The organism is Streptomyces sp. NPDC057565 (genome assembly GCF_042801455.1).
Classification (GTDB): Bacteria; Actinomycetota; Actinomycetes; order Streptomycetales; family Streptomycetaceae; genus Streptomyces; species Streptomyces yanii.
Genome location: NZ_JBHVFU010000015.1, coordinates 75,420 through 96,133, shown reverse-complemented (window position 1 = coordinate 96,133; position 20,714 = coordinate 75,420). Strand labels below are relative to the sequence as shown.

The window sequence follows — 20,714 nt, the reverse complement described above, 5'->3', positions numbered from 1 at the left end:
CGGGGGCTCCGGCTCACCGCGGCGGGGAGTTCCGGCTCACCGCAGCCGGAACTCCCCGCTACCCCGCCCCCGCCCCTGGAACAGCTCCCCCTGCCGCTCCACCGGCAGGTTTCCGAGCGAGATCAGGTGCGGGGCGTGGGCCAGCGCCTGGGTGCGCGCCGCTTCCTTGGCGGACCACACCGCCCGCACCGTTCCCTGCACCGCCCCGGTCGGGTACGACGCGATGACGGCTGCCGCCCGCACCGCCGCCTCCACCGCGCCGCCGGGCGCCGTCACCTCGCTGACCAGCCCGGTCTCGTGCGCACGACGGGCCGTCACCCGCTCGGCCGTACCCATCAGGGACATCCGGGCGACCTCCCCGAACGGCATCCGCTGCGCCATGTGAATCGCCTCGTACGCGCTGACCATGCCGTACGTCGTATGCGGGTCGAAGAACGTCGCCTCCTCCGACGCGATGACGAACTCCGCCTCGCCCAACAGATAGAACGCCCCGCCGCACGCCATCCCCTCCACGGCTGCGATCACCGGCTTCCACAGGTCGTTCGCCTTCGGTCCGATCGCGAGCAGCGGATCGTCGATCGTGTACGGGGACGAGGGCTGCGGCACCTCCACGCCGCGGTCGATCCCCGTACAGAAGGCGCGCCCGCCCGCGCCCGTGACGACGACGGCCCGCACCCCGTCGTCGAAACGGAACGCCCGCCATGCGGCGGCGAGTTCGTCCGCCGTTGCCAGGTCGATCGCGTTCAGCTTCTCCGGCCGGTCGAGGGTGACGACCGCGACCCCGGTCTCCTTGTCGGTCTCCGTCCGCAGCGTCATCGTCGTCCGCTCACCGTTCCAGCAGCCAGCGGACCACGGTCAGCTCCGGGCTCACCGGCGCGAAGACCGTCCTCACCGGTGCCCCGATCCGCAGCCGCGCCGGATCGACCGAGTCGAGGGGAGCATCGGGGCCGCTGACCACATTGCCGACCAGCCGGATGTGCGGAGCTTCGGCGAGTTCGACGACGACCGCGTTGTACGGGGCCTGTGCGGCGTACGCGGGCAGCAGCGGCGGATGCGGCAGCACGTACGACCAGATCCGGCCGCGCCCGCTCATCGCCCGCCACTCGCTCTCGAAGGACTGGCAGTGCGGGCAGCAGGGCCGCGGAGGGAAACGGAGGGCGCCGCACGCGGGGGCGGCGCACGCCTGGACGCGGAGTTCGCCCCGGGCGGCGTACTCCCAGAAGGGGGCACCGTCCTCGTCGGCGACGGGCAGCAGCAGCGAATCCATGGTGCTCTCAGCTCCTCAGCAGTACGGCGGAGGTGGGCACGCCCTCACCGGCGGTGACCAGGCAGGTGGCGGCGTCCGGAACCTGCGCGGTGGAGATCCCGCGCAGCTGCTTCACTCCTTCATTGATGAGGTTGAAGCCGTGCACATACGCCTCGCTCAGCCCGCCGCCCCCGGTGTTGATCGGGAGCCGACCGCCGCTCTCCAGCGCCCCGCCCTCCGTGAACGCGGCGCCTTCGCCCCGCCCGCAGAAGCCGTACCCCTCCAGGGAGAGCGGGATGAGGGGGGTGAACGCGTCATAGATCTGTGCGACGTCGACATCGTCCGGACCGAAGTCGGCCTGTTTCCACAGCTGACGGGCGGCCGTCCAGGCGGGTCCGGTGAGCGGGTCGTCGTTCCAGTAGTTGACCATGCCGTGGTGCTGGGCGGGGAGCCCCTGGGCGACGGAGTGGATGTAGACCGGTTTCTGCCGGCAGTCCCGGGCCCGCTCGGCGGAGACGATGACGCAGGCCAGCGCGCCGTCCGTCTCCAGACAGTTGTCGAAGAGGCAGAGCGGCTCGCTGATCCAGCGCGAGGTCATATACATGTCGCGGGTCAGCGGCCGTTCGTACATCACCGCGTCCGGGTTCTGGTTGGCGCGGTTGCGGCAGGCGAGCGCGACATTGAAGAGATGGTCGCGGGTGGCCCCGTACTCGTGCATGTACCGCCGCGCGAGCATCCCGATCTCGTCGGCGGGCCGCAGCAGCCCGTACGGGCGGGTCCACTGGGCGGGGGTGGGCAGTTGAACGGTGGTGTTCTTCCAGGGCCGGGGCCCCGAACCGCGCTTCCGCGACCGCCAGGCGACACCGACGCTCGCCTGTCCGGTGGCGACGGCGGCGGCCAGATGCGCGATCGTCGCGCACGAACCACCGCCTCCGTAGCCGACCTTGGAGAAGAAGGTGACGTCGCCGGCCCCGATCGCCTTGGCGACCTCGACCTCGTCGGTCTCCTCCATCGTGTACGAGGCGAACGCGTCGACCTCCGACGCGGCGATGCCCGCGTCGTCGAGCGCCGCCACGACGGCCCGGCAGGCCAAGGTCTTCTCGGATTCCGGGAGTTGTTTCGCGAAGGCCGTCTGTCCGATCCCTGCTATCGCCGTCACGTCTTTGAGCGTCGCCACCCGCCACCTCCGCGATCGTCATGACTGCTGACAGCGGCAGAGGCTACAGCTAATCTGACGGATAGTCAGCTATTGCGGTTCGGTGGGAGGGCATGCGATGCGCGACGACGAGGAATGGGGCAGCATCCCGAGACTGGTGCGGGCGGCAGCGCAGCGGTACGGGGAGCGGGAGGCGGTCGTCGAGGGCCGCACCCGCATCTCGTACACCGAACTCGGCGACCGCGTCGAACGCGCCGCCGCGGCGTGCATGGCCGCGGGGGTGGAGCCGGGGGACCGGGTCGCGGTCTGGGCGCCGAACACCCTGGACTGGATCGTCTCCGCCCTCGGGGCGGTCACGGCGGGCGCGGTCCTGGTCCCCCTCAACACGCGCTTCAAGGGCGTGGAGGCGGCGTACATCCTGGAACGCAGCCGGGCGAAAATGCTCTTCATCACCGGCACGTTCCTGGGCACGTCGTACGTGGCGTCACTGCGCCGCGCGGCGGCTGAACTCCCGCACCTGGAGCGAGTGGTGGTGCTTGCGGACACGGCACCCGAGTCCTACGTCACCTGGAAGGACTTCCTGGCGGCGGGGGAGCGGATATCACCTGCCGCAGTACGGGAACGGGCCGACGCGGTCGCCTCCTCATCCCCGTCCGACATCATCTACACCTCCGGCACCACGGGCCGTCCCAAGGGCGCCGTCATCACCCACGCCCAGACCCTGCGCTGCTACGCGATCTGGAGCGAACTGGCCGGCCTGCGCGAGGGCGACCGCTATCTGATCGTGAACCCGTTCTTCCACACCTTCGGCTACAAGGCGGGCATCATCGCGTGCCTGATGCGGGGCGCGACGATGATCCCGCAGCCGGTGTTCAACGTGGACACGGTCCTCGCGAACATCGCCGCCGAACGCATCTCGGTCCTCCCCGGCCCGCCCACCCTCCACCAGTCGCTGCTGGACCACCCGGCGCGGGCGACGCACGACCTCTCCGCTCTGCGCCTGGTCGTCACGGGCGCGGCGGTGGTCCCCCTGCGGCTGGTGGAACGCCTGCGCACGGAGCTGGGCATCGCGACGGTCCTCACGGCATACGGCCTCTCCGAGGCGAGCGGCATCGTCACGATGTGCCGAAGGGGCGACCCGCCCGAGACGATCTCCTCCACCTCGGGCCGCGCGATCCCCGGTACGGAGCTCCGCGTCCTGGCGGACCCCGGCACCCCCGGCGAGGTCCTGGTCCGCGGCTTCCACGTGATGCAGGGCTACTTCGAGGACCCGGACACCACGGCCGCCACGATCACCGAGGACGGCTGGCTCCGCACCGGCGACATCGGCGTCCTCGACGAGGCGGGCAACCTGCGCATCACGGACCGGATCAAGGACATGTTCATCGTCGGCGGCTTCAACGCGTACCCGGCCGAGATCGAACAGCTTCTGGGCCTGCACCCGGACGTGGCGGACGTGGCGGTGATCGGCATCCCGGACCCGAGACTCGGCGAGGTCGGCAAGGCGTACGCGGTCCGCCGGGCGGGCGCGACGCTGACGGCCGACGACCTGATCGCCTGGTCCCGGCGCGAGATGGCGAACTACAAGGTGCCGAGGGCGGTGGAATTCGTGGGGGAGCTGCCGCGGAACGCGAGCGGGAAGGTGGTGAAGGGGGAGCTGCGGGGGCGGGGGTAGGAGTAGGCGGGCTCAGTTCGAGGGCCAGGCTGTCACCTGGAGAATGTAGACGCACTGGTGCCGGACGATGGTGAGGTAAAGGAACATCCCGCCCGGCACGAAAGCGGTCTGCACACCGTCACCAGCCCCCTGGAACGATGTCCCGTCGAGATGCAGGGCGGATGCGGCCCTTACGAGCTCATCGGCGTGCTTCTCGACCTCGGCGACAAAGCCGGGCGGGGGCGGAGTGGCGCCTCCGATGACGTGGGTCTCGTCCGGGTCGTACTCCCAACGCCACTCACTCACCGGCGAGAGATTCCCGTGCGGACGTGTGGAGGTTACGGATCTCGTCCATGGCTGCCCGCCAGGCAGGGTCATCCCTGTCAAGGTTCTGCACCGCGTACTCGGCGGAGTGCAGGCGGGCGGCGGCAACAGGGAGCCGGGCGATCTCCACAGCGACGGCCCACGACTCCAGGAACTGCGTGATCGGCCCTAGGCTGCCGGTCTCCGCGGCCAGGGCGATGGCTGCGTCCTTCTGCTGCTCCATCTCGCCCAGCCGGTGCGGAGCCACCTGCGCGAGGGCGATTCGGAGTGCCGCCGGGGTCCGCTGTGGGCGGGGAATGAGGGGCCCCGCGGGGTCGATGTGCTGTGCGGTCATTCCGGTCCCTTCGCGCGGCTTCACGGCAACGGTACGGGAGAGGCGCACGGCGGCGCATGTGCTTCACCGGATGGGGTGAATCGGGCGGTGGGGCACCGATCGCCCAGGCATGGTGATTGGTATGGCAACGAAGAAGTGCACGGTCACCCTGCCGGAGGAGCTTGCGGAGGAGATCCGCAGCGAGGTCGGTTCGGGCGCCTTCAGTGCGTATGTCACGCGTGCCGTAGAGCGCCAGCGGGAGCGTGACCGGCTGGGGGAGCTGATGGAGCGGATGGAGAGGGAGTGTGCCCCGGTGGCGGATGCGGACCTGGCGGCTGCCGAGGCGGAGCGGCGCGAGACCGAGCAGTGGTTCGACGGGCAGGAAGCGGACGCGACGCGGCACCGGAGTGCTGCTGACTGATGCCGGAGACCACCTACCTGCTGGACTACGAGGCCCTTTCCCGGGCGGCGCTCTGAACCAGACGACGAAGGCTCGCCCCAAGGATGCTCACCGCCCGGTATCCGCGTGGTGACCAGCTCGATGACCTTGATCGAGGCGTACCACGAAGACCCGGCGGCCCGTCTGGAACTGGGCGATGTCCGGCATCGTCGTCGAGCCCGTGACCAAGGACATCGCCGACGAGGCGATCAGGCAGCTGCGTGAGACTGGTCTGCACGGCCACAAGTACGCCATCGACGCGGCGCTCGCGGTGATCGCGGGGCGTCAGCCGGGCCGGGTGGCGGTCTTCACATCGGACGAGGACGACATGGGGAAGCTGTGCGGGACGGGGGTCCTGGTGCGGGGGTTGTAGGGGAAATGGAGAGGGCCCGAGCGGTTGGCTCGGGCCCTCTTGCATGCGGGTGCGGCTCAGCTGGCGTGCGAGTCCTGCGGGGTCACCACGGTGGCGTGCATGTCGGCCAGCGCCGGAGTGGCCGAGCCGAGGCCCAGGGCCACGGCGAACGCGGCGGCGACGAGCGTCTTCTTCGTGCGGGTCATTCCAACTCCTGTGGGAGAAGAGAGATTCCGGACGTGAAGTGACGCTAGTGGCAGGGGGGGCGATGCCGGTATCCCCTTGGCGTGAAGCAGTCGAACAACGACGCGATTGCGCTGACCAGCGGCCGGACATGCCGCGGCCGCGACGGCTCCCCCTCCGCGCCGCCGCGGCCGCTCCCCGTGCGGGTGAGGTCTTAGTTGGCCGGCTCGCTCGTCGCGTGCGCGTCCGTGGGCTTGAGAGGCTCGCTCGTCGCGTGGGCGTCAAGCGGCTTGAGCGGTTCACTCGTCGCGTGCGCGTCCAGGGTGGTGATCTCCTCACCGGTGGCGTGCGCGTCCGTCGGCTTGAGGTTCCCGGTCTTGTCGGCCATGAAGGTCAACTCCTGCAAAGAGTGGGTGTAATGGATGGGCAAGCCCACCCGGCGATTCCCCCGTGGATCGCCGGGCGGGCATTCCAGGGCCGTTCACCCTAGCGGTGAGGCCACTCGCCGATCCGTCTGCCCCCCGACGCGGCGGATCGATAGGTCACAGACTGCCGTGCGGCGATAAACGATTGATGAACGGCCGTCAGGCCGCCCCGGCCACATGCGCCGGGTGCAGCAGTGCGTGCACCTCTTCGGCTTCGGGGGAGCCGAGTTCCTCAAAGGCTGAGAGAGCCTCGCGCCAGCAGACTCGGGCCCGGTCGGTCTGTCCGATGGCGGCCAGACTTCGTCCCAGCACGGTCAGGACGTTGGCGCGCCGCCATTCACCGCCGATACCCCGAAGCACGGCCAGAGCTTGCTCCGCGTGGGACGCGGCTTGAGCCGGCTGCCGATTTCCCAAGTGCACCTCGGCCAGGCGGAACAGCGTCATTCCGTGCCACAACTGCTGACGGCTGTCCCGGAAGACGTGCAGCGCCTCGTTCAGAGTGGCCTCGGCTCGTGCGGCCAGTCCGGTACCCATGAGGGCAAGGCCGAGTGCGTACTTTCCGTTGGCGAGGCGAAGAGCCAGGCCGGTGGTGTCCTGCTCGTAGATGGTGACGCCTTGCTGGGCGAGGTCCACGGCGCTCATCGTTCTGCCCGTGGCAAGGTGGACGCGGGACAGATTGCACAGGGCGGCTGCTTCACCCGGCTTGTTGCCATCGGCCTGGAAGGCTGCCAGTGCTTCGGTGAGATGGCTTTCCGCGTCGACGTGACGGTTTTCGTAGAGCGCGATGATGCCGCGCTGGTTGGGGGCCTGCCCCAAGGAGACCGGATCCCGGGCCGACCGCCCCAGAGCCAGTGCCCGCTGTGCCTGGATCTCGGCTTCGGCGAAGCGTCCGGAGACGCTGAGAGCATGGGTGAGCATGGTGCGCGCACGGCCCTCTGCCTGGGCGTCCCCCGCGGTCTTGGCCGCCTCACTGACGGCCATGGCGGCGGCTGCGAACTGGTGCGAATTCGCACCCGACTCGCCTAGATCCACAACGGCCATGAGTAGGTCGGAGGCGCGCCTCGACATTCCGATGGTGGCCGATTGCCGGGCGCAGGCGAGCAGGCCGCTGGATTCGGTGAACAGCCAGTCGAGGGCGGTCTCTCGCACCTGCACAGTCAGCCCCGGATACTCGGTGCGCGAGAAGTGGTCGAGCACCCGCTCCCCCGGCCGCTCCAGCGCATACACCCCCGCCGCCGTGGCCAGATAGAAGTCCAGCAGCCGCGACAGCGCCAACTCCCGCTCCTCCGGCGGCTGCTCGTCCCGTTCCGCGCACGCTCGCGCGTAGAGCCTCACCAGGTCGTGGTAGCGGTACCTGCCCGGCGCCGCCGACTCCAGCAGGGACGTGTCGACCAGGGACTCCAGCACGTCCTCCGCCGCATGCGCCTCCAGGTTCAGCAGCGCCGCCGCTGCCGCCAGGGAGATGTCCGGGCCGTCCGCCAGGCCCAGCAGGCGGAACGCGCGGGCCTGGGCCGGTTCCAGCTGGCCGTAGCCGAGTTCGAAGGTGGCCTTCACCGCCAGGTCGCCCGCCTGGAGCTCGTCCAGGCGGCGTCGCTCGTCGGCGAGTTTGGCCGCCAGGACCGAAACCGTCCAGGTGCGGCGCGCGGCCAGGCGGGAGGCGGCGATGCGGATCGCCAGGGGGAGGAAGCCGCACGCGGCCACCACGTCCAGGGCCGCCTCGCGCTCCGAGCCGACCCGTTCCTCGCCGACGATCCGGGTGAAGAGCTGGAGTGCCTCCTCGGGGGACATCACGTCCAGGTCCACCAGGTGCGCGCCCGCCAGGTCGACCATGCGGACGCGGCTGGTCACCAGGGCCGCGCAGCCGGCCGTGCCGGGCAGCAGGGGGCGGATCTGCGCCGCGTCGTGCGCGTTGTCCAGGAGGACCAGGATGCGGCGGCCGTCGAGCGTGGAGCGGTACAGCGCCGCCCGTTCGTCCAACGAGTCGGGGATCGCCGAGTCGGCGGTGCCGAGGGCGCGCAGGAACGCGCCGAGCACCGTCTCCGGCTCCGCGGCCCGTGCGCCGGCGCCCTGCAGGTCGACGTAGAGCTGGCCGTCCGGGAAGTGCGGGCGCGCCTGGTGGGCGACGTGCACGGCGAGCGTCGTCTTGCCGACGCCGCCGATGCCCGCGAGCGCCGACACGGCCATGACCGAACCCTCCGCCGTCGCCAGCCGGTTGCCCAGTTCACGTACGAAGGAGGCGCGGCCGGTGAAGTCCGGTACGGTCGCCGGGAGCTGGGCCGGGCGGACGGCTGCAGGCGCGGGTGCGGCCTCGTCGGCCGGATGGGCCAGTTCCTCGTCGGCCTGCAGGATCCGCTGCTGGAGCTGCGAGAGCTCGGGACGCGGGTCGACGCCCAGCTCGTCGGCGAGCAGCCGGCGCGTGTCGGCGTACACCGCGAGCGCTTCCGCCTGACGGCCACTGCGGTACAGGGCGATCATCAGCAGTTCGCGCAGCCGCTCCCGCAGCGGGTGCGCCGCGGTGAGCGCGGTGAGTTCGGAGACCGCCTCCGCGTGGCTGCCGACCTCCAGATCCAGGTCGAGCCGGGTCTCGGTGAGCTGGAGCCGCCACTCGGCGAGCCTGGTGCGCTGGTTCTCGGCGTAGGGGCCCGGGACGGAGGCCAGCGTTTCGCCGTCCCACAGCGCCAGCGCCTCGTTGAGCAGGGTGCGGGCCCGGCACCGGTCCCCGCCCGCCCGCGCCTTCTCCGCGTCGGCGGCCAACTCCTGGGCCGTCGTGAGGTCGAGCGCGTCGGGCCGGGTCCGTATGGCGTATCCGCCGGCGTTGCTGATCAGCGTGGACGGGTCGAGGATCTTGCGCAGCCGGGACGCGTACGTCCGTACGGCGGCGAGCGCCTGTGACGGGGGCTCGTCGCCCCAGATGGCGTCGATGAGTTCGGCGGCGGTGGCCGTGCGTCCGTCGCGCAGCAGCAGCGCGACCAGCAGAGCCCGTTGCTGCGGCGAGCCGGACGCCAGCGGTTCGTCGTCGCGCCAGGCGCGTACGGGGCCGAGCACGGCAAACCGCAGGCCGGTGCCGGTCGTCTGCTGCTGAGCAGCGCGCTGCTCCGGAACGCGCACGCGTGGCCCGTGGTCACGGTCCATTGATGCCCCCTGTCCTGCTCGCCCCGCCAGTCCTGCCGGTCGCGCTGATCCCGCTGGCGCTGCTGATCCTGATGGTCCTGCTGGTGTCTCTGCCCGGAATGACCGCCGCTGCACCGATGTGGTCCGGGTGAATCCGGATTACGACCTACCGCTGGTATCGCGGTCAACAGTCTGCCTTGTTATGGGTGGACACGTCAGCAGTGGGTGACGCTCTGCACAAGCCCTCGACAACGATTTGGAACCGGGGCCCGGTCAAGATAGCTGACGGTGCGTCAGATCAGCGCTACCGTGGTGCACATGGAGACCTTCCCGAAGATCATCTCGGTGGACGACCACACGGTGGAGCCCGCTCATGTCTGGCGGGACCGGCTCCCGTCCAAGTACCTCGACCGGGGCCCGCGCATCGTCCGCGCCCCCCTGAAGGAAATGACCTTCATGGGCGGCAGGTTCGCACCGGTGATGGGCGCAAAGGGTGACGAGGGGCCGATCGGCGACTGGTGGGTGTACGAGGATCTGCACCGGCCGCTCACCCGGCTCGACACCTCCGTCGGCTACGACCGGGACGAGATCAAGCTCGAAGTCATCACCTACGAGCAGATGCGCCCCGGTTCGTACGCGGTCCCGGACCGGCTGGCCGACATGGACATCAACCACGTCCAGTCCGCGCTCTGTTTCCCGACCTTCCCCCGGTTCTGCGGCCAGACGTTCACGGAGGCGAAGGATCGTGAACTCGGGCTGCTCGGCGTGCGCGCGTACAACGACTGGATGGTGGAGGAGTGGTGCGGCCCCGACGCGCAGGGCCGGCTGATCCCGCTGACTCTCGTCCCGCTCTGGGACGCACAGCTCGCCGCCGACGAGGTCCGGCGGAACGCCGCGCGCGGGGTGCGTGCCGTCGCGTTCTCCGAGATACCCCCACATCTCGGACTCCCGTCGATACATACGGACGAGTGGGATCCGTTCCTGCGGGCCTGTGACGAGACGGGCACCGTGATCGCGATGCACATCGGCTCGTCCTCGAAGATGCCGTCCACCTCGGCCGACGCCCCGCCCGCGGTCGGCTCCACCATCACCTTCGCCAACTGCTGCTTCTCGATGGTCGACTGGCTGATGAGCGGCAAGTTCGAACGGTTCCCGAACCTCCGGATCATGTACGCGGAGGGCCAGATCGGCTGGATCCCCTACATTCTGGAACGGGCCGACGTGGTCTGGGAGGAGAACCGGGCCTGGGGCGGTGTCGCCGACAAGGTGCACCGGCCGCCGTCGGAGCTCTTCGCCGAGCATGTGTACGGGTGCTTCTTCGATGACGCGTTCGGGCTGAAGAACCTGGACGCGATCGGCGTCGGAAACGTCCTGTACGAGACCGACTACCCGCATTCGGACTCGACCTGGCCCAAGTCGCGCGAGGTCGGCGAGGCGCAGATGGGGCACCTGGACCCGGACGTGGTGGACCGGATCGTGCGCCGCAACGCCATCGATCTGCTGGGGCTCACGGACGAGGGGCTGTGGGCGGGGGCGTGAGCGCATGGGCGTCGCCGGCGGGTGGTGCGGCGCGGGGCCCGCCGCCGGCGGGCCCCGCTGGACGTGGTCAGGCCCTGGTCACCGGCTCCTGGAGCTCCGTGACCCACTTGTCCTTGTCCTCCGGGCACTCCAGGTTGATCTCCCGGGTGTAACCCAGTGACCGGTACCCGTTGGTGTCCAGCCAGCGGGCCAGCGTCTGCTCGGTGGTGAGGACCCCGTCCATCGAACCGCGGTGGACGATGGTCGCCGCCTCGAACGCGGGCAGGTCGACCACCGTGACGCCGGTGTCACCGACCGGGCCGACCGGGGCGGAGACCGTCACCCCCGCGTGCACGGTGATCGCGCCGTCGCCCGCCGGGGCGTCCTCGTAACGCGCGATGCCCGGGCCGGTGGGACTGATTCCGGCCGCCTCCAGCAGCGGGAACAGCCGGTCGTACAGCGGTCCGATCACCGGAGTGATGGCCTGCGGCTCGTACCCGGCCGCGGTCCCCGTCAGCTCCGCCACCCGTACCGCGGGAACATTCTTGATCACAACGTCGTCCGTGGGCATGTGCCCCTCGCTCTCGATCGACCGGAGCCTCGCCTCGACCTGCGCCAGCCGCGCCGCCGCTGCGGCCATGGCCGCCTCCAGCTCCGCCTGCCGCAGGCGGAGCATTCCGCGGAGCTCCTCGGGTCCGACCTGTTCGTCGAGGACGGCCTGCACCTGCTGGAGCGTGAAGCCGAGATCCTTGAGAGCGATGATGCGGTTGAGGCGGGCGAGCTGAGCGGCACCGTAGAAGCGGTAGCCGGTCGCGGGGTCGGTGCGGTCGGGAGGCAGCAGTCCGATGGCGTCGTAGTGACGCAGCATCCGGGCCGACACCCGTCCGTACCTGGCGAAATCTCCGATGGTGAACATGATGTCTCCCAGTGCACGCCCTCACACGGTGTCAAGGTCAAGCTCCCGTCCGTGGCAGCGCCGGGGCCGGGCGGGCCACCACAAGGCAGGAGCCCCGCTCCTCCGCCGAGGCGGGGGAGCGGGGCTCCTTGGGTACTGCATGCCGGCCGCGATCGGCCGACCCGGGCAACTAGGCCGGGCTGACGTTCTCAGCCTGCGGGCCCTTCGGCCCCTGAGTGACGTCGAAGTTCACGACCTGGTTCTCCTCGAGGGAGCGGAACCCGGACGCGTTGATCGCGGAGTAGTGAACGAAGACATCCGGGCCGCCGCCGTCCTGGGCGATGAAGCCGAAGCCCTTTTCAGCGTTGAACCACTTGACGGTTCCGGTAGCCATAAGCCCTCCTTGGGCCAAAGGGTTGCCCTGCTCCAGAACCTGCAAAGAAGTCTGAAAACTACAAAAGCCTGCGGGTTACATGCTCCGCAGGCTCTGTACTGCAAGGGAAACCAAACTGCAACTTGCGTCGAGCCTAGCACGCAGCGTGTGCGGAACGGTAGAGGGAAAGATCACTTCACCCGGATGTTTGATTGCCCTGCCGAGAGGCTGACGGGGATAGCGGTCGGAAGGCGGCTCGGGGGTGTCGTTCGGGTGGCGCGGAGGCGGCCGCGCAGGAACGCCGGCGCGCGGGACCGGCAGGCACGCAGGGGTGGGGCCGGGCGCGCCCCCGAGCCCCGGTGGCGGCGGGATGCCCGCACGGGTCTAGCCTCGCGATGTGGACAATTCAACCGTCTCCCCCGCAGCAGGCGACGACCGTCGCAGCAGGCCGCGCGTCGGCCACATCCAGTTCCTGAACTGCCTTCCTCTCTACTGGGGTCTGGCACGGACCGGAACCCTGCTCGACCTGGAGCTGTCGAAGGACACCCCGGAGAAGCTCAGCGAGCAGCTGGTGCACGGTGACCTCGACATCGGCCCCATCACCCTCGTCGAGTACCTGCGCAACGCCGATCAGCTCGTCGCCTTCCCCGACATCGCGGTCGGCTGCGACGGGCCCGTCATGTCGTGCGTGATCGTGTCGCAGCTGCCCCTGGAGCAGCTCGACGGGGCCCGGGTGGCACTCGGTTCGACCTCGCGCACCTCCGTACGCCTCGCTCAGCTGCTGCTCGCCGAGCGGTACGAGGTGTCGCCCGACTACTACACCTGCCCGCCCGACCTCGGCCTGATGATGCAGGAGGCGGACGCCGCCGTGCTGATCGGCGACGCCGCGCTGCGCGCCTCGCTGCACGATGCGCCGCGTCTCGGTCTGCAGGTCCATGACCTGGGGCAGATGTGGAAGGAGTGGACGGGGCTGCCGTTCGTCTTCGCGGTCTGGGCGGCCCGCAAGGACTATCTGGCGGCGCACCCGGCCGTGGTGGAGGAGGTGCACCGGGCGTTCCTCGCCTCGCGGGACCTGTCGCTGGAAGAGGTCACCAAGGTCGCCGAGACGGCGGCGCGGTGGGAGGTCTTCGACGCGGAGCTGCTGGAGCGGTACTTCACGACGCTGGACTTCCGCTTCGGTCCGGACCAGCTCTCGGGTGTACGTGAGTTCGCCCGCCGGACCGGGGCGACGACCGGTTTCCCGGTGGACGTGAACGTCGAGCTGCTCGACCACTGATCCGGCGCCGGCCGTTGCGCGGGGGGAATGGGCCCGGGCAATAGGTGAATGCTGCACCTTCTTCTGGCTTCCCCGTTCCCTCCCGGGCTGTTTATCGCACTGCCCCGCGGATTCCTTTCCGGCGAATGCCGCGAATGCGGCCGGCCGGACAGCGCGTGCGTCCTATCCCGAATAGAGGACTGCGTACGGGGTGAGTCCGGGTCGCGTCCCGGATTCGATCGGGTGAACGACTCATTCGCGCCTTTTACCGTGTCGAAAACCGTGGTTCGTTCCCATAGGGGCGAAATCGGCCGATGGTTTCTCTGTGATCGCACGACCTCCGACCCCTAGGCTTCGGTCGGAGGTCCGGCCGGTCCACAGGGGGAGTCCATATGCAGCCGCTGGAAGCCGGCGAACCGCTCACCATCGGTGCCTACCGGTTGCTCGGCAGACTCGGTGCGGGCGGCATGGGCCGGGTGTATCTGGGACGCAGCGCGGGCGGACGCACCGTCGCGGTCAAGGTCGTTCATCCGCACTTCGCGCTCGACGAACAGTTCCGTGCCCGGTTCCGGCGCGAGGTCGACGCGGCGCGGCGGATCGGCGCCCAGTGGACGGCGCCCGTCCTGGACGCCGACCCGGACGCACCCGTGCCGTGGGTCGCCACCGGCTATGTCGCCGGACCCCCGCTGTCGGCCGCGGTCACCGAGCACGGGCCACTGCCCGAGCAGGCGGTACGAACCCTGGGCGCCGGACTCGCGGAGGCACTGGCCGCCGTGCACGGGCAGGGGCTCATCCACCGCGACGTGAAGCCGTCCAACGTCCTGCTCGCCCTCGACGGCCCCCGTCTCATCGACTTCGGCATCGCCCGCGCGATCGACGCCACTGCCTCGCTCACCTCCACCGGGGTCTCGGTCGGCTCGCCCGGCTACATGGCACCGGAGCAGATCCGGGGTCTGGAGATCTCGGGCGCCGCCGATGTCTTCTCGCTCGGCGCGGTGCTCGCGTACGCGGCGACGGGCGACGCCCCCTTCCTCGGCGACTCCTCGGCGGTGCTCCTCTACAAGGTGGTGCACGAGGAGCCGGAGCTGGGTGAGATCGAGGGCGAGCTGCGGGACGTGATCGCCACGTGCCTGGCGAAGGACCCGGCGCGTCGGCCCACCCCGACGGAGCTCGCCCGGCAGCTGGCACCCGGCGGGGCGGCGGCGGCGGTGGCGGCGGGCTGGCTGCCCGGACCGCTGGTGCGCGAGGTCAGTCGCTCGGCAGTGGCACTGCTGGACCTGGAGCCGCAGGACGGGCCCGTGCAGTCGGGACCGGTGCCGTTCAGCAACGCCTCCCTCACCGCCCACGGCTCGGCCGACAACAACGGCGCGCTCGGAGTGTTCGGACCGCCGGTCGAGCCGGCCCGCCCGCCCCGGACGTTCCCGTCGGCCGAGGCCGGGGACCACAACTCGGGCGGGCTCCCCGGCCCCCGTACCCCCGACTCCCGGTTCTCCGTCACCGTCGGCGCCGACTCCGAACCCGGCCTCCCCGACCGGAACCGCGGCCGCAGGCTCAGCTGCACCGTCGCCCTCGCCGTGGCGGGCGCGCTCGCCGCCGTGACCGTCGGCAGCGCCCTCCTGTTCGACCTGCTGCCGGGCAGCGGTGGCGGCGACACCGAGCACGGCGGGGTCGCCCGACCCCCTGCCGCGTCCTCCAGCGCGTCGCCGAACCCGGCGGACGGCTACCCCGGTGCGGGCCAGGTCACCGCGCTGCCCAAGACGTTCGTCGGTACGTGGAAGGGGCCGCTGACCGAGAAGACGACCGGACAGCCGCACGGCACCCTCACCGCGGTGTTCACCGAGGGGAAGAAGGGCACGGACGTCGTCCGTATGAACACCACCTTCTCCACCCTCGGAGTGACCGTCAGCTGCAACAGCATCGCGAAGCTCTCCTCAGGCACCGCCGAGGAACTGACGCTCCGGGAGCGCGCCGACCCGGACCGGCCCGGCACCGCCGGGCTCTGCACGGACACCACGACCGACGTCGCCTTCACCCTCGCCGAGGACGGCACACTCCGCTTCCGGTCCGAGGAGCGCGGCGCGGGACTTCCGTACGGCACACTCGCCCGGTCCGGCAGCTGACCCGGGGAGGGGCTGGCGTAGGCTGAACCGGTCCGTAGATCCATTGAAAAACCGCCGAAAGGTGACAGCCCGGTGACCGAGAAGGCCGACCTCCAGCCCATCCTCGACCGAGCCGCCGAAGGCGGCCGGATCACTCCGGAGGAGGCCCTCGACCTCTACCGGTCGGCGCCCCTGCACGCGCTGGGCGCGGCCGCCGACGCCGTGCGCCGACGCCGCTACGCCGGTACGGAGCACATCGCGACGTACATCATCGAGCGCAACATCAACTACACCAACGTGTGCGTCACGGCCTGCAAGTTCTGCGCCTTCTACGCCGCACCGAAGGACACCGCCAAGGGCTGGTCCCGCGACCTCGACGACATCCTGCGCCGCTGCGCGGAGACCGTCGAACTCGGCGGCACGCAGATCATGTTCCAGGGCGGACACCACCCGGACTACGGCGTCGAGTACTACGAGGAGCACTTCTCCGCGATCAAGAAGGCGTTCCCCCAGCTGGTCATCCACTCGCTGGGCGCCTCCGAGATCGAGCACATGGCCCGGATCTCCAAGGTCTCCGTGGGGGAGGCCATCCAGCGGATCCACGCCGCCGGTCTCGACTCCTTCGCGGGAGCCGGCGCCGAGCTGCTGCCGGCCCGGCCGCGCAAGGCGATCGCCCCGCTCAAGGAGTCCGGCGAGCGCTGGCTGGAGATCATGGAGGCGGCGCACCGACTCGGCGTCGAGTCCACCTCCACGATGCTGATGGGCACCGGCGAGACCAACGCCGAGCGCATCGAGCACCTGCGGATGATCCGCGACGTACAGGACCGGACCGGTGGCTTCCGCGCCTTCATCCCGTACACGTACCAGCCGGAGAACAACCACCTGAAGGGCCGGACGCAGGCCACGCTCTTCGAGTACCTGCGGATGATCGCCATCGCCCGGCTCTTCCTCGACAACGTCGCCCACATCCAGGGCTCCTGGCTGACCACCGGCAAGGAGGTCGGCCAGCTGTCGCTGCACTACGGCGCCGACGACCTCGGCTCGATCATGCTGGAGGAGAACGTCGTCTCCTCCGCCGGTGCCAAGCACCGCTCCAACCGCCTGGAGATCATCGACCTGATCCGCAAGGCGGGCCGTGTCCCGGCGCAGCGCGCCACGACGTACGAGCACCTCGTCGTCCACGACGACCCGGCGAACGACCCGGTCGACGAGCGCGTCGTCTCGCACATCTCGTCCACCGCGATCGAGGGCGGCACCGCACACCCGGAGCTCAAGCTCCTCAGCGCCAACTGAGGCTGCTTTGCTGACCGTTCACGCCGCGCCGCTGGTTCTTCCGGTCGGCGCGGCGGCCGTCGCGCAGGGCGCGGTCGCCGTGGACGGCGACCGGATCGTCGCCGTCGGACCGTACGACGAGGTCGTCGCCGCCCACCCGGCGGCCCGGGTCCGCCAGTGGCCGGGCGTCCTGACGCCCGGTCTGCGGCAGTGGCATGCCGTCTGGCTGCTGACCCGCTGCTACCACCCCGACCCGCGCGAGGCGGACCGGCTCGGCGACCGGCCGCTGTGGGGCGAGGCGTTCGAACGGCTGGCCGGGGAGATGGACGCGGCGCGGCGGGCGGGCAGCGTGCGGCGCGGGCTGCAGCAGATGCTGCGGCACGGCACCACGCACCTCGCGGGCCGGTTCCACGACCCGGTCGTCCGCACCGCCGTGCACCGAGCGGGGCTGACCGAGGTCTCGGCTGTCGCCGCCCCCGGCATCCTGGTCGGTGAACCGAGCCTGGACCCGTTCGCGGAGGGCCACGACCTGCCCGGCTCCGTGCACGGCCCGCTCGCCGTCGGCGGCCGAGCCGACCTCGCCGTCTTCGACGTACCGGACGAGGACGCGCTCTGCGCGGCCGGCGCCGGGGCGTGCATCGCCACGGTGCTCGGCGGGCGGCTGGTGTACCGGCGGCGGTAGGCGCTCCGGAGCCCGTCATTCTCGGTGGTCTCCCACCCCTGTACCGAGCGCCGTCGCGCCCAGAGGGTCGAAGCCGGCTTCCGAGCGGCTCCGGGCGCCGACGCACGACCGGCGCGAGACCTTCGAGGCCGGGCTGCTTGAATGGGTGGGTGACCCGAGCATCCCTGGACAAGCAGCCGCACGAAGTCGCCTCGATGTTCGACGACGTGGCGGCGAACTACGACCTCACCAACGATGTGCTGTCGCTCGGCCAGGCGCGGCTGTGGCGCAAGGAGGTCGCGAAGGCGGTGCACGCCCGCCCCGCGGAGAAGGTCCTCGACCTGGCCGCGGGCACGGCGACGTCCTCGCTGCCGTTCGCCGCGACCGGCGCGTACGTCGTGCCGTGCGACTTCTCCGTCGGCATGCTGCAGGTCGGCAAGAAGCGTCATCCCTGGCTGCCGTTCACCGCGGGGGACGCCACGAAGCTGCCGTTCCGCGACGAGACGTTCGACGCGGTGACGATCTCCTTCGGGCTGCGCAACGTCCAGGACACGGATGAGGCACTGCGCGAGCTGTACCGGGTGACCAAGCCGGGCGGCCGCGTGGTCATCTGCGAGTTCTCGCAGCCGACCTGGGCGCCGTTCCGCACGGTCTACACCGAGTACCTGATGCGGGCACTGCCGCCGGTCGCGCGCGCGGTGTCGTCCAACCCCGACGCGTACGTCTATCTCGCCGAGTCCATCCGCGCCTGGCCCGATCAGGCAGGGCTCGCGCAGCTGCTGCAGAAGGCGGGCTGGTCGAAGGTGGCCTGGCGCAATCTGACCGGTGGTGTGGTGGCGCTGCACCGGGGCGTACGTCCCTGACGCAGACCGCCGCCCGGCAGCGATGAGCCCCGCACCGGACGGCAGTTGTCGGGATTCCGGTGAACGCGGGAACCGGTGGGCGGGAAGATGTGTCCGTTGATACGGCACGCATTTTCTCCGTTCCCGTGTGTCACCGTCCCCGTTGCCGCGCCGGAGTCTCCCATGCCGTCGTCCTACTGCCCGCACTGTGGAACCGCCGTGCCCGAAGAGGCGCGCTTCTGTATGAAGTGCGGGCGGGAACAGCCGCTTGCAGTGGGCGCGCCGGAGCCGGCGCCGCCAGTGGAGCCGGCGCCGCCGCTGCACCAACCCGCGATACCGTCCGTGACGCCGCAGCCCCCGCCGCCCGGTTACGCCCCGGTGGCGCCGCCGCCCGTGCAGCCGTCGCCCGTCGGGGAGTTCTTCGGCCGGGCCGTGCGCGGCGACTGGCTGGGCTCGGCGAAGGCGGCCGCGTGGCCGACCGGGCTGATCCTGGCGCTCGCGGTGGCGCTGGCCATCCCCTCGTACGGACAGGACGACGAGGTCGTCGTCGGCTGGAGCGACCGGCTGCGGATCGCGCTCGCCATGCTGCTCCAGGCGTTCGGCGGCGGCTTCGAGGTCCGGGCGGACGCATCGGGCGGGCCGGGCAGCGGCCTCACCGGCAGCGGGTTCGGCGACTACGGATCTTGTTGTGTCGGAGCCGGCGGCTCGGGCGGGTTCGGAGATTCCTTCGGGACGTCCGGCCAGGGCGGCGCCACGCTCTCCCTCGTACCGCTCACCGTCACCGTGCTCTGGGTCGGTGCGCTGCTGCTCGCCGCCCGCGCGGTCCGCAAGCAGGGCGGCGGCATGGAGGCCGCGGTACGGATCAGCGCGCTGGTCACCGGCGCGATCCTGGTTTTCGGGCTGTTCGCCCAGCCGGACGTCGCGGGTGTCTCGGTCTCGTCCTCGCCGTTCCTCGCGGCGCTCGGCGCACTCGTCATCTCGCTGCTCGTCACCGGTGGCGTCCTGCAGCGCGACGATCTGGCCCACTGGCTGGCGCAACGGCCCGTCGCGCAGTCCGTGGTCCGCGCGACGGGCACGGCGGTACGGGCGCTCGGAGCCGTCACCCTGCTCTGCGCGCTGATCGGGTTCATCGCCTACGCCAACATCGACGAGGTGGACGGCACGGCGATGCTGCTCACCCTGCCGGTGCTGCCCAACATCGGCCTGACGGTGCTGGGAGTGAGCTGGGGCGCCCCGGTCGAGTACGACGTGCAGGGGCATGTCAACTGGTTCGGCTCGGGGACGGAACACGGCGGCTTCGGGCTCTTCGAACTGGGCGACGCGGTGAACGGCTGGGCGGTGGCCGGCGCCGTGCTGACCGGTGTCGTCTGTGCGCTGTACGTCGGGGTGTCGGCCGCCCGCCGCTCGGCGGACCGGCGCGAACAGGTCATCGCAGGCGGTCTGTTCCTCACCCTGTATGTGCTGCTCACCGCGTTCAGCGGGGTGTCCACGGAGATTGCGGGCGGGGTCGCCGACGCGGGAGGCCGGGGCACGGCGGAGCTCGCACCGGCCGTGGCCGACGCGCTGCTGTTCGGACTGCTGTGGGTGGCGGGCGCGGTGCTGGTCGCGCCGCATCTGCTGCGTCTGGCGGGGCAACAGGGACACGCAGTTCAGCCGGGCCGGGCGATGCAGCAGCCCTTCCAGCCGGGACCACCTCCCGCCTGGAACCCGCAGTCCCGGAACCAGCTCCCGAGCCTGCCTCAGCCCCGGAACCAGCCCCAGCAGCAGGCGCCGGTGGCACCCGCGGTCCCGCCCACGCCGACCCCGTACGACCCGCAGACCGTCCATCTCGGCCCCGCGCCCACCCTTCAGCCTCCGGTGCCCGGCGACCCCTCCGCTGCCGCCGCAGGCAAGCGCACGGTCCTCGTCTGGGGCGCCACCCTCGTCGCGGCCGTCGTGCTCGGCGGCGGCATCACCGCCGGAGCCCTGTTCCTGAAGAACGGCAACCAGCACCCGCCCGCGGCCGCCACGGACGACAAGCCCGCCGCCTCCCGGAGCTCGGACAGCAAGCCGTCCGGGACCCCATCGACCACCGAACCCGCCGCCCCGCCCGCAGACCCCGTCACATCCCCCTCCGCACCGGCCGCCCCCACCGTCCCCGACGGCTACCGCATGGTCTCCGACAGCGCCGGCTTCTCCTTCGCCGTCCCGATCCCATGGGACCGCGAGAGCGAGAAGAACCACCAGATCACGTACGCGGGCTCCACCGGCCGGGCCGAGCTCAAGGTCGGCGTCATCCGCAACGCCCCGTACAGCTCGTACGAGAACTTCCAGAATCTGGAGGAGACCGCCGACGCCAACCAGAAGAACTACCGGCGGCTGCGACTCGGTGCCAACACCTTCCAGGGGCTCCCGGGCGCGATCTGGGAGTACACGTACGAGGACAAGCAGAGCGGCGAGACGATCCACGCGATCGACCAGAGCTACATCGCCGACGACGGCACCGAGTACGCGATCTACACCACCGAACGCGACAGCTACTGGCCGGAAGCCCGGCAGATCTTCGACACCGCCCTGTCCACCTGGACCCTCAACGACGTCGACTGACCGACCGCCG

Annotated in this window: 21 protein-coding genes and 1 pseudogene; 12 read left to right on the top strand and 10 right to left on the bottom strand. The window is 70.7% G+C overall.

The window, feature by feature from the left end; genetic code table 11:
* Positions 1–36: 36 nt before the first annotated feature.
* From ACFU8W_RS25510 to ACFU8W_RS25500, 3 genes are read right to left on the bottom strand one after another with little or no spacing between them, the layout of a single operon-like run.
* The gene (locus ACFU8W_RS25510) at positions 37–816 is read right to left on the bottom strand and encodes an enoyl-CoA hydratase/isomerase family protein (RefSeq protein WP_384041382.1); all 780 of its coding nucleotides are present in this window, start codon (positions 814–816) and stop codon (positions 37–39) included.
* A 10-nt stretch (positions 817–826) separates the two neighbouring features.
* Positions 827–1,267: a Zn-ribbon domain-containing OB-fold protein gene (locus tag ACFU8W_RS25505; protein WP_384041379.1), complete on the bottom strand. Its 441-nt coding sequence runs from the start codon at positions 1,265–1,267 to the stop codon at positions 827–829.
* Between the two features lie 7 nt (positions 1,268–1,274).
* Positions 1,275–2,423, bottom strand: coding sequence for a lipid-transfer protein (locus ACFU8W_RS25500; RefSeq protein ID WP_384041376.1), 1,149 nt, complete (start codon positions 2,421–2,423; stop codon positions 1,275–1,277).
* Between the two features lie 97 nt (positions 2,424–2,520).
* On the opposite strand from ACFU8W_RS25500, the gene ACFU8W_RS25495 reads away from it, so the two are divergent.
* The gene (locus tag ACFU8W_RS25495) at positions 2,521–4,077 is read left to right on the top strand and encodes a FadD3 family acyl-CoA ligase (protein ID WP_384041373.1); all 1,557 of its coding nucleotides are present in this window, start codon (positions 2,521–2,523) and stop codon (positions 4,075–4,077) included.
* Between the two features lie 12 nt (positions 4,078–4,089).
* On the opposite strand, the gene ACFU8W_RS25490 is transcribed toward ACFU8W_RS25495, so the two are convergent.
* Positions 4,090–4,362: a hypothetical protein gene (locus tag ACFU8W_RS25490; RefSeq protein ID WP_384041370.1), complete on the bottom strand. Its 273-nt coding sequence runs from the start codon at positions 4,360–4,362 to the stop codon at positions 4,090–4,092.
* Positions 4,355–4,714: a hypothetical protein gene (locus ACFU8W_RS25485; RefSeq protein WP_384041367.1), complete on the bottom strand. Its 360-nt coding sequence runs from the start codon at positions 4,712–4,714 to the stop codon at positions 4,355–4,357. Before ACFU8W_RS25485 ends, ACFU8W_RS25490 begins: the two co-directional genes overlap by 8 nt.
* 121 nt (positions 4,715–4,835) lie before the next feature.
* On the opposite strand from ACFU8W_RS25485, the gene ACFU8W_RS25480 reads away from it, so the two are divergent.
* On the top strand, positions 4,836–5,114 hold the full coding sequence (locus ACFU8W_RS25480) for a hypothetical protein (protein WP_384041364.1): 279 nt from the start codon (positions 4,836–4,838) through the stop codon (positions 5,112–5,114).
* 175 nt (positions 5,115–5,289) lie between these two features.
* Entirely contained in the window at positions 5,290–5,505 is a 216-nt protein-coding gene (locus tag ACFU8W_RS25475; protein ID WP_384041361.1) for a hypothetical protein, read from the top strand.
* A 56-nt stretch (positions 5,506–5,561) separates the two neighbouring features.
* Here ACFU8W_RS25475 and ACFU8W_RS25470 read toward each other — a convergent pair whose 3' ends face one another.
* The 3 genes from ACFU8W_RS25470 to ACFU8W_RS25460 all read right to left on the bottom strand — a co-directional run bounded on the left by ACFU8W_RS25470 (position 5,562) and on the right by ACFU8W_RS25460 (position 9,224).
* Entirely contained in the window at positions 5,562–5,690 is a 129-nt protein-coding gene (locus ACFU8W_RS25470) for a hypothetical protein (protein WP_384041358.1), read from the bottom strand.
* 191 nt (positions 5,691–5,881) lie between these two features.
* Entirely contained in the window at positions 5,882–6,055 is a 174-nt protein-coding gene (locus ACFU8W_RS25465; RefSeq protein ID WP_384041355.1) for a hypothetical protein, read from the bottom strand.
* 196 nt (positions 6,056–6,251) lie between these two features.
* Positions 6,252–9,224, bottom strand: a complete 2,973-nt coding sequence (locus ACFU8W_RS25460) for a BTAD domain-containing putative transcriptional regulator (protein WP_384041352.1) — start codon at positions 9,222–9,224, stop codon at positions 6,252–6,254.
* Between the two features lie 2 nt (positions 9,225–9,226).
* On the opposite strand from ACFU8W_RS25460, the gene ACFU8W_RS25455 reads away from it, so the two are divergent.
* Positions 9,227–9,355 carry a hypothetical protein gene (locus ACFU8W_RS25455; RefSeq protein WP_345514870.1) on the top strand — a complete coding sequence of 43 codons (129 nt, stop codon included), beginning with the start codon at positions 9,227–9,229 and terminating at the stop codon, positions 9,353–9,355.
* Positions 9,356–9,521: 166 nt separating this feature from the next.
* A complete protein-coding gene (locus tag ACFU8W_RS25450; protein WP_384041349.1) occupies positions 9,522–10,742 on the top strand; it encodes an amidohydrolase family protein in 1,221 nt (406 codons plus the stop codon).
* Between the two features lie 67 nt (positions 10,743–10,809).
* On the opposite strand, the gene ACFU8W_RS25445 is transcribed toward ACFU8W_RS25450, so the two are convergent.
* Positions 10,810–11,637, bottom strand: coding sequence for a MerR family transcriptional regulator (locus tag ACFU8W_RS25445; protein ID WP_266982745.1), 828 nt, complete (start codon positions 11,635–11,637; stop codon positions 10,810–10,812).
* 169 nt (positions 11,638–11,806) lie between these two features.
* Positions 11,807–12,010, bottom strand: coding sequence for a cold-shock protein (locus tag ACFU8W_RS25440; protein WP_037693088.1), 204 nt, complete (start codon positions 12,008–12,010; stop codon positions 11,807–11,809).
* A 376-nt stretch (positions 12,011–12,386) separates the two neighbouring features.
* On the opposite strand from ACFU8W_RS25440, the gene ACFU8W_RS25435 reads away from it, so the two are divergent.
* The 7 genes and pseudogenes from ACFU8W_RS25435 (at position 12,387) to ACFU8W_RS25405 (ending at position 20,704) form a co-directional block, all read left to right on the top strand.
* Positions 12,387–13,265, top strand: coding sequence for a menaquinone biosynthesis protein (locus ACFU8W_RS25435; RefSeq protein WP_345514873.1), 879 nt, complete (start codon positions 12,387–12,389; stop codon positions 13,263–13,265).
* Between the two features lie 371 nt (positions 13,266–13,636).
* The gene (locus tag ACFU8W_RS25430; RefSeq protein WP_384041344.1) at positions 13,637–15,364 is read left to right on the top strand and encodes a serine/threonine-protein kinase; all 1,728 of its coding nucleotides are present in this window, start codon (positions 13,637–13,639) and stop codon (positions 15,362–15,364) included.
* Between the two features lie 72 nt (positions 15,365–15,436).
* Positions 15,437–16,636: a cyclic dehypoxanthinyl futalosine synthase gene (gene mqnC / locus ACFU8W_RS25425; protein WP_384041341.1), complete on the top strand. Its 1,200-nt coding sequence runs from the start codon at positions 15,437–15,439 to the stop codon at positions 16,634–16,636.
* 7 nt (positions 16,637–16,643) lie between these two features.
* The gene (locus ACFU8W_RS25420; RefSeq protein ID WP_384041338.1) at positions 16,644–17,297 is read left to right on the top strand and encodes a hypothetical protein; all 654 of its coding nucleotides are present in this window, start codon (positions 16,644–16,646) and stop codon (positions 17,295–17,297) included.
* Positions 17,298–17,446: 149 nt separating this feature from the next.
* Complete coding sequence (locus ACFU8W_RS25415) at positions 17,447–18,139, top strand: demethylmenaquinone methyltransferase (RefSeq protein ID WP_384041335.1); 693 nt, start codon at positions 17,447–17,449, stop codon at positions 18,137–18,139.
* Positions 18,140–18,226: 87 nt separating this feature from the next.
* A pseudogene (locus tag ACFU8W_RS25410) lies at positions 18,227–18,373 on the top strand (zinc-ribbon domain-containing protein); the annotation flags it as partial.
* Between the two features lie 87 nt (positions 18,374–18,460).
* Entirely contained in the window at positions 18,461–20,704 is a 2,244-nt protein-coding gene (locus tag ACFU8W_RS25405; protein ID WP_384041593.1) for a hypothetical protein, read from the top strand.
* Positions 20,705–20,714: the final 10 nt, after the last annotated feature.